Origin of the sequence: Exiguobacterium alkaliphilum 12/1 (assembly GCF_000714435.1) — a bacterium.
Classification (GTDB): Bacteria; Bacillota; Bacilli; order Exiguobacteriales; family Exiguobacteriaceae; genus Exiguobacterium; species Exiguobacterium alkaliphilum.
Map to the genome: position 1 here is coordinate 1 of NZ_JJMW01000052.1, position 3614 is coordinate 3614.

At 36.7% G+C, this 3614-nt stretch carries 3 protein-coding genes; 1 reads left to right on the forward strand and 2 read right to left on the reverse strand.

All coding sequences use genetic code 11. The features are described 5' to 3' along the window. Positions 1 to 551: IS3 family transposase (locus RT52_RS11300; protein ID WP_034817432.1), on the forward strand; the 551-nt coding region annotated here is incomplete at its 5' end. 54 nt (positions 552 to 605) lie between these two features. On the opposite strand, the gene RT52_RS11305 is transcribed toward RT52_RS11300, so the two are convergent. Both RT52_RS11305 and RT52_RS11310 read right to left on the reverse strand, forming a co-directional pair. Then, on the reverse strand, positions 606 to 1274 hold the full coding sequence (locus tag RT52_RS11305; protein WP_003322298.1) for a CadD family cadmium resistance transporter: 669 nt from the start codon (positions 1272 to 1274) through the stop codon (positions 606 to 608). Positions 1275 to 1390: 116 nt separating this feature from the next. Next, complete coding sequence (locus RT52_RS11310; RefSeq protein ID WP_034817436.1) at positions 1391 to 3562, reverse strand: heavy metal translocating P-type ATPase; 2172 nt, start codon at positions 3560 to 3562, stop codon at positions 1391 to 1393. Between the last annotated feature and the right edge of the window lie 52 nt (positions 3563 to 3614).

Below are 3614 nucleotides of genomic sequence, written 5' to 3' on the forward strand. Positions count from 1 at the left end.
AACGGCACAAAAAGTCGTCACCACAACATGTGGCAGAGAACGTATTAAACCGTGAATTCACAGCTAAAAAGCCGAATGAGAAATGGGTAACGGATGTGACAGAATTTAAATATGGCCTATCTAAGAAGGCCTATCTCAGTGTGATTCGTGATCTTTATGACGGATCCATTATTAGCTATGTGCTGGGACACTCTAATAATAATCAACTGGTATTTAAAACGCTTGACCAGGTAATCGTACGATTGCATCAAGAACACCCACTGATTCATAGTGATCGTGGATTCCAATACACCTCTAAGGCGTTCAAGCGTAAATTAGAGTCGGCAGGAATGACTCAAAGTATGTCACGGGTTGGTCGCTGTATTGATAATGGACCAATGGAATCTTTTTTCGGCACGTTAAAATGTGAAAAGTATTATTTACATAAGTATCAGACCTTTGAAGAACTTAACATTGCCATAAATGAGTACATCTATTTTTATAATCACGAAAGATACCAAAAACGATTAAACGGCCTCAGCCCTAAAGAATATAGAGCGAAAGCCGCTTAAATCACTTTTATTATTTCCACTGTCTACTTGACAGGGGGCAGTTCAGATTATTTTTTAATAATTTATTAAACTCAAAAGGGCACTGAAAGTTTCGTTCTCCACCATGATATAGATTCCTAAACCAATAAAGACAATGGGTATAATCCATCTACCGTAATTCTCTAAGGTTTCAGAGACATGTTTAAAAGCTGCCAAACGATATCCAATAAAACACCAAATCGCAACCATAATAAAGAAAGTAATAACCGTTACTGCTAGTTGGTTCATGGTTAAAGTAGAGAAGAAAGGAACATATATTCCAATGTTATCTCCGCCATTAGCAAATGTTATAAATGCTACACTTAAAAAGACACTATTATACTTTCCAGAATTTAAACTTGAAAGAATTGCATTTTCATCCTCATCTTCTCCCTTTATAAACAACATAATCCCTAAATAGATTGGGATTAGTCCAAGTAATCCTACCCATTTCTCTGGAATTAACATAACTCCAAAAGTTCCTAAGAGACTAACTACTACTAACAAGGTAAAACCTAGATATTGTCCAATAATTATATCCTTAGGGGATATATGCTTATTCTCTGTCTGGTTACCTTTTAAACCTTCACTCGTTTTCACCTGTGCTTTTGCCTGTGAAAATAGCAGCATCAAAACAAAAATATCATCAATATTGGTAACTATAAATGCCCCTATTGCAGAAATAACGTTCAAAATTAAAGTCAATTACATCAACTCACTAACTGATTTTTTATTATATTTAGAAGTTATACTCATAATGAGTCCTTTTTAAAAAAGGAATTTCCATCTGTCTGGAAGAGCCCTTTTTAGCACTTTTTCCTTTATTCTTTCACTCTCATTAGTCGCAAACCATTTAGAGCTACTAGAAGGGTTGCGCCCATATCGGAAAGAATGGCAATCCAGAGAGTTAACCAACCTGGGATAACCAATAGTAAGGCAATAAATTTAATAGCAATTGCAAAAGTAATGTTAGCTTTGATGATATTAAGAGTTTTCCGGCTAAGTTTTACAGTGAATGGAAGTTTTCTTAAATCGTCTCCCATTAGAGCGACGTCTGCAGTTTCTAAGGCTGTGTCTGTACCAGCTCCACCCATTGCAATCCCAACTGTTGAGGCCGCCAATGCAGGTGCATCATTGACCCCATCTCCTACCATTGCTACGTTGCCATACTCGGATCTCAACTGTTTAATAAAGTCTAATTTGTCCTGTGGCATTAATTCTGCCTCTATATCAGATACTCCAACCTGCCCTCCGATAGCATTCGCAGTGCCTTTGTTATCACCAGTAAGCATAATTGTTTTTTTGATTCCAAGTTGATGTAACTTTTGAAGAATTTCCTTACTTGACTCACGAACTTCATCAGCAACTGCAATAACTGCAAGTATTTCTTTTTCGGTTCCAATAATCATGGCTGTCTTACCTTGATTTTGAAGAGTAGTAACATTTTGCTCTAAGTCTTTATCGAAATCATTAGTCAATAATTCCTTAAAGAGTTTCGGGCTACCGATGTAATAAGTCGTCCCGTTTACGATACCCTTTATACCCTTTCCTGTGATAGAAGAGAAATCCTCTACCTGTATGTCAGAATAAGTAATGTTTTCTTCTTCTGCTTTTTTCATGATGGCTGAAGCAAGAGGATGCTGAGAACGATACTCCAATGCAGTAATAATGGATAGTAATTCTTTTTCATTTATCTGTTTGTTCAACACATTATAATCAGTTACAGCTGGGACCCCTTTTGTTAATGTTCCTGTTTTATCGAATGCAATGGCCTTTAAGGCGCCCATTTCTTCTAAATACACTCCGCCTTTTACAAGGACCCCTTTTTTCGCAGCATTTCCAATCGCTGAAACAATAGAAATAGGAGTCGATATAACCAACGCACAAGGACAACCAACAACAAGAACAGCTAATCCTTGATAAATCCATGTTTCCCAACTGCCATCAAAGAATAATGGAGGGACTATAGCAACTAATGCTGCAATGATCATAATAATCGGTGTGTAATATTTTGCGAATTTATCAACAAATGCTTGCGAAGGAGCACGTTCCCCTTGTGCTTCCTCTACAAGATGAATAATTTTAGAAATTGTTGTATCTTCTACAAGTTTCGTTATTTCTACTTCAAGTAATCCTTCTTCATTTAAGGTACCTGCAAATACTTCATTATCAACCGTTTTCTCGACAGGGACTGATTCACCTGTAATAGCTGCTTGGTTAACGGCAGAGTACCCACTTACAACTACACCATCCATCGCAATCTTTTGACCAGGTTTTACAATCATGATATCCCCAACAGCAATATCATCAACATGAATCATTATTTCTTGTCCATTACGTCTAACAAGTGCCTCTTTAGGAGCGATATCCATTAATGAACGAATCGATTGTCTTGCTCTATCCATAGAGAATCGCTCAAGTGCTTCACTGATTGCAAAGAGAATAACAACAATGGCAACTTCTGCCCATTCTCCAATAATAGCACCACCTATAACAGCCACTGTCATAAGGGTTTTCATATCAAATTCAAAACGTAGTAAGTTTTGCAAACCAACTTTAAAAAGTGATAATCCTCCGATAAACATGGATGCTAAAAACAATAAGGTAGTAACAATGTTCTCTTCTCCATTCACATACGAGGAAAGATAACCAAAGGCAATCAATAAGGAAGCATAAAGTAGAGTACTATGCTTTTTATAAAACGGCACTTTATCTTCTTTTGTATCTTCTTTTACCTCTTGTGATGCTTGGCGAGCAGATTTTTCAGGTGTCACTTTGAGATTCTCAAATGCACCTGCTTTTTCTAGTTCTTCTATCGTTGCATTACCATAAACAGCAATTTTAGATGCACCAAAATTTACTTTTGCATCCTCAACTCCAGATAGCTGTTTTACATTTTTTTCGAATTTACCCGCGCAGTTTGCGCAAGTAAAACCTTGTACACGATAGGCCTTCATTTCTTGTTCAGATGTTATTGCCTTTTGATCAGACATTGACATTCACTTCTTTCTTATGATGAATTATAAAATTAAGTGCAACACCCAA

Coding starts and splice junctions, on each gene's coding strand:
- RT52_RS11310 (WP_034817436.1), bottom strand. CDS start 3,562: ATGTCTGATCAAAAGGCAATAACATCTGAACAAGAAATGAAGGCCTAT.